This window comes from Promicromonospora citrea (assembly GCF_013004695.1).
Classification (GTDB): domain Bacteria; phylum Actinomycetota; class Actinomycetes; order Actinomycetales; family Cellulomonadaceae; genus Promicromonospora; species Promicromonospora citrea.
The window spans coordinates 1-4,264 of sequence record NZ_JABEMG010000227.1; the positions used below are offsets into that span (position 1 = coordinate 1).

General features: G+C 75.1%; 7 protein-coding genes. 1 reads left to right on the plus strand and 6 read right to left on the minus strand.

Annotated elements, in window-relative coordinates:
* The coding region (locus tag HLB15_RS22755) for a DbpA RNA binding domain-containing protein (RefSeq protein ID WP_171108942.1) at positions 1 to 429 on the plus strand (429 nt) is incomplete at its 5' end.
* A gap of 149 nt (positions 430 to 578) precedes the next feature.
* Here the strand turns inward: HLB15_RS22755 and HLB15_RS22760 are convergent.
* The 6 genes from HLB15_RS22760 to ribA form a co-directional block, all read right to left on the minus strand.
* On the minus strand, positions 579 to 1,055 hold the full coding sequence (locus HLB15_RS22760) for a PH domain-containing protein (RefSeq protein ID WP_171108945.1): 477 nt from the start codon (positions 1,053 to 1,055) through the stop codon (positions 579 to 581).
* A gap of 4 nt (positions 1,056 to 1,059) precedes the next feature.
* A complete protein-coding gene (gene hisG / locus HLB15_RS22765) occupies positions 1,060 to 1,917 on the minus strand; it encodes an ATP phosphoribosyltransferase (RefSeq protein WP_171108947.1) in 858 nt (285 codons plus the stop codon).
* A 92-nt stretch (positions 1,918 to 2,009) separates the two neighbouring features.
* Positions 2,010 to 2,273, minus strand: coding sequence for a phosphoribosyl-ATP diphosphatase (locus tag HLB15_RS22770; protein ID WP_171108949.1), 264 nt, complete (start codon positions 2,271 to 2,273; stop codon positions 2,010 to 2,012).
* Positions 2,274 to 2,338: 65 nt separating this feature from the next.
* The gene (locus HLB15_RS22775; protein WP_171108951.1) at positions 2,339 to 3,016 is read right to left on the minus strand and encodes a hypothetical protein; all 678 of its coding nucleotides are present in this window, start codon (positions 3,014 to 3,016) and stop codon (positions 2,339 to 2,341) included.
* Between the two features lie 90 nt (positions 3,017 to 3,106).
* A complete protein-coding gene (gene ribH, locus HLB15_RS22780; RefSeq protein WP_171108953.1) occupies positions 3,107 to 3,595 on the minus strand; it encodes a 6,7-dimethyl-8-ribityllumazine synthase in 489 nt (162 codons plus the stop codon).
* A partial coding sequence (gene ribA / locus HLB15_RS22785; RefSeq protein WP_171108955.1) for a GTP cyclohydrolase II occupies positions 3,592 to 4,264 on the minus strand: 673 nt, incomplete at its 5' end. The genes ribH and ribA, both read right to left, overlap by 4 nt.

Consider the following 4,264-nt stretch of genomic DNA (forward strand, 5'->3'; position numbering starts at 1 on the left):
CGCCGTGCCGCCTCGCGCGACGGCGACCGGCACGACCGGTCCGGCGCGAGCCGCGGCCGGTTCGACGGCGAGCGGGGCATCCGCCGGCCCGCCCGCGGCACCCGATACCGCCTCGCGGTGGGTCACACGCACGGCGTGCAGCCGGGCGGGATCGTCGGTGCCCTGACGAACGAGGGCGGGATCACCGGCGCCGACGTCGGCAAGATCGACATCTTCGGCAGCTTCTCGCTGGTCGACATCACCGCGCCGCTCGACAACGAGGCGCTCGACCGCCTGGCCCGCGCCCGCGTCGCCGGCAAGCCGCTGCGCATCACCCTCGACCGGGGCGCCCCCCGCGGCGGGGAGCGGAGCGCGCGTACCGGCGGCGACCACCGCCGCCCGGACGGCGACCGCGCACCCCGCGGCCGCACCCCGCAGCGCACCCGCTGACGCGACACAGCGGCCCCCGTCTCCACGTGGAGACGGGGGCCGCTGTGCGTCCGGGGCCCCGCCGAGATCCTCACCTGGCGATGCCACTGGGATCGGTCGTCGCGGTGAGATCCGGCCGTGCGCCACCAGATCTCACCGCCGGCACCAGCTCAGTGCGGGTCCGGGGCCTCGCCCAGCTCGCGGACGAGGGCGACCAGGCGGCGCGCCTCGGCCATGCCGTGCTCGCCGTCCGCGCGCTGGATGCCCATGACGGCGAGCACGTCGCCGTCCGCGAGGTCGAGGTGCACCCACGGGTCGCCCGACCCGAACCGCACCGTGACGATCTCCGGCCACGCCAGACGGCGCCGCGACGCGTAGTTGACGACCGTGAGGCCCTCCGGGTCGGGCTCGGCGCGCACGGCCCCGAACCGCCACGCGATCAGCCCGCCGAGCAGCCCGAACACGATGATGGCCACCCGGTTGGCGGTGTCGGCACCCTGCCCGGTCGCCGAGAGCGCGACGAACGCGCACCCACCGGCCGAGAGCAGCGCGAGCCCGTACGCGACCGGCGTGCCGAACCGGCCGCGGAAGGTGCGGAACCTCTCCGCGTCCCCACCCGGTTCGCCCGTGCCCGCGTGCCCGTCCATGGCGCTACAGCCGCGAGGCGTGGATCGAGGTCACGATGATGGCGCGCGCACCCACGTCGTACAGCGCGTCCATGATCCGGTTGGTCTCGCGGCGCGGCACCATGACCCGGACGGCGTAGGCGTCGCTGTGGTGCTGCTCCGAGACCGTCGGCGACTCCTTGCCCGGGGTGATCGCCACGGCGTCCTCCAGGCGTGCGGCCGGCACCACGTAGTCCATGAGCACGTACTCCCGCGCCGTGATGACGCCCTCCAGGCGACGGGTCAGCACCTCGAGGCCCGCGGGCGGCTCGGCGTCGGACCGGCGGATGAGCACGGCCTCCGACCTCAGGATCGGCTCGCCGAACACCTCCAGGCCCGCGGCGCGCAGCGTGGTGCCCGTCTCGACGACGTCGGCGATCACGTCCGCCACACCGAGGCGCACGCTGGACTCCACCGCGCCGTCCAGGTGCACGATCGCGGCCGGCTCGACGCCCTGCTTCGCCAGGTGCTGGGCCACGAGCGTCGTGTACGACGACGCGACGCGCCGCCCGGCGATGTGCGCGATCTCGGTGACCGGCTGCTCGGTGCCGACGGGCGCCGCGTACCGGAACGTCGAGCGCGCGAACCCGAGGCCCAGGTGCTCGACGGCGTCGGCACCCGAGTCGAGCATGAGGTCACGCCCGGTGATGCCGACGTCGACGGTGCCCGTCCCCACGTACACCGCGACGTCGCGCGGGCGCAGGAAGAAGAACTCGACGTCGTTCTCCGGGTCGGCGAGCACGAGCTCACGGGTGTCACGGCGCTGGCGGTAGCCCGCCTCGCGCAGCATCTCGGACGCGGGTCCCGACAGGGAGCCCTTGTTGGGGACGGCGATGCGCAGCATGGTTGATTCCTCTCTGGGTGTACGTCGGACCTGACGACCCGGCTCTCCCGGCGCCGGTCCGACCGATGGGGTCGAACGGCGCCAGGGCCGGGTCACAGATGCGTGTACACGTCCTCGAGGGTCAGTCCCTTGGCGACCATCAGGACCTGCAGGTGGTAGAGGAGCTGCGAGATCTCCTCGGCGGTCTCGGCGTCCGACTGGTACTCCGCGGCCATCCAGACCTCGGCGGCCTCCTCCACGACCTTCTTGCCGATGGCATGGACACCCGCGTCCAGCTGGGCCACGGTCCCGGAGCCCGCGGGGCGGGTCACGGCCTTCTCGGTCAGCTCGGCGAACAGGGTCTCGAAGGTCTTCACGGGTCCAGCCTAGTCGGGGGACGGGGGCGCCACCGGCCGTCGTCCCACGTTTCGGCCGGCTGCGACTATGGCGAGGGCCACGTCGCGGGCAGCGCGCCGTCGTCGCCGGGCGTGAGCACGCCCTGGTGCGGGGTGACGAGGTGGAGCAGCCCGCCGGCGTCGACGACGTCCGGCCGGTCGGACGCCGTGGACAGCAGCACGATCACGGTGCCGTCCGGCCCGGCGAGGCCCGTGGCGGGATCCAGCGGGTCGCCGTCCGGGTACGCCCCGCCGGAGGTGCAGGTCTCCGGGGTGGACACGACGGCGACGGTCTCTCCCGCCCGCACCTCGATCGGCCCCACGACGGCGGGCACCACCCGCGCGCCGGAGGCCCCGGGTCCCGCGAGATCTGGTGTCCGCGTCGAGATCGCGTGGTGCGCGGCCGGATCCCGGCGCGCGGACCAGATCTCCCCGGACGCGTCCGGCTCCAGCACCGCGTCCACCTCGACCAGCCAGCGGTGGGCCTGGGCGCCGTACAGCCGCTCGGTGCCGTCCTGCTCCAGCACGCGGCCACGCACCACGAACGCGGCGTCGGCGGCGGCGTCCGGCGGGGTGTCGAACCGCACCCAGTCGACGCACGTCTCCCCCGCCGGCTCGCCGCCCCACCCCGCGGGCAACCCACCGGCGCACCCGGTGAGCAGCACGCCGACCGCCAGGACTCCCGAAGCGCCCCGCGGGCGCCATGACCTCGTCGACCTCGTCATGCCCAGCATGTGTCCCGACCCCGTCCGTCCTTGCGGGTGGTGGGCCGGATGCCCGGGTGATGTGGGCGTCAGAGACGCTTGGCACACTATTTATGCAGGAGCACCCGAGACGGCGGGCAGGCCGCGCAGCGCGACCACCGTCCCGACCGCCGCCTCCGCCGCCTCGGCGCCCTTGTCCTCGCTGGACCCCTCCAGGCCGGCGCGGTCCAGCGCCTGCGCCTCGTCGTCGCACGTCAGGACTCCGAACCCGACGGGGACGCCCGTCCGCACGCTGACGTCGGTGAGCCCCGTGGTCGCGGCCGAGCACACGTAGTCGAAGTGCGGCGTCCCGCCCCGGATCACCACCCCCAGGGCGACGACCGCGTCCGCTCCCCCGGCCGCCGCCCGCGCCGCTGCGACGGGCAGCTCGAACGATCCCGGCACCCGGACCTCCGTCCACTGCGCCCCCGACTCCCGCAGCGCCCGCCGGGCGCCCTCCAGCAGCCCGTCCATGACCCGCTCGTGCCAGCTCGCCGCGACGACGACGACCCGCAGGCCCGTCCCGTCCACGGCCAGCGTCGGTGCTCCGGCCCCGCTCATGCGCATGCTCCTTCGTGCTCGTCGTGGTGCTCGTTGCGATGCTCGCTGAGGTGTTCCTGCTGGTCGATGAGGTGCCCCAGCACCACCCGCTTGGTCTCCAGGTACCGGTGGTTGTGCACGCCGCGCCCCACCACGAGCGCACGGCGCCCGACGACGACCGTCCCTGCCTCGCGCAGCCCGGTCACCTTGTCGGGGTTGTTGGTCAGGAGCGTCACGCCGTCGAGGCCGAGGTCGGCCAGGATCGCGGCGGCGGCGCCGTACTCGCGCGCGTCGACGGGCAGCCCGAGGTCGACGTTCGCCTCGACGGTGTCCCGCCCGGCGTCCTGCAGTGCGTACGCCTGGATCTTGGCCGCGAGGCCGATCCCCCGGCCCTCGTGCCCGCGCAGGTAGACCACGGCCCCGCCCTCGGCCGCCACCGCGGCGAGCGAGGCGTCGAGCTGGGGCCCGCAGTCGCAGCGCAGCGAACCCAGGGCGTCGCCCGTGAGGCACTCGGAGTGCACGCGCACCAGGCGTCCGCCGGAGTGCCGCTGCGGCCCGGCGGGCGTGAGCGCCAGGTGCTCGGCGCCGGTGCGCAGGTCGCGGTACGCCGCCACGCGGAACTCGCCGTGCCGCGTGGGGAGCGCCGCCCGGGCGACGCGCCGCACCCGGTCCGGCTGGGCCGGCGCCGCG

What these genes read in the sequence shown, in the direction of transcription:
- HLB15_RS22760 (WP_171108945.1), bottom strand. Translation starts at nt 1,055, where the DNA reads ATGGACGGGCACGCGGGCACGGGCGAACCGGGTGGGGACGCGGAGAGG.
- hisG (WP_171108947.1), bottom strand. Translation starts at nt 1,917, where the DNA reads ATGCTGCGCATCGCCGTCCCCAACAAGGGCTCCCTGTCGGGACCCGCG.
- HLB15_RS22775 (WP_171108951.1), bottom strand. Translation starts at nt 3,016, where the DNA reads ATGACGAGGTCGACGAGGTCATGGCGCCCGCGGGGCGCTTCGGGAGTC.
- ribH (WP_171108953.1), bottom strand. Translation starts at nt 3,595, where the DNA reads ATGAGCGGGGCCGGAGCACCGACGCTGGCCGTGGACGGGACGGGCCTG.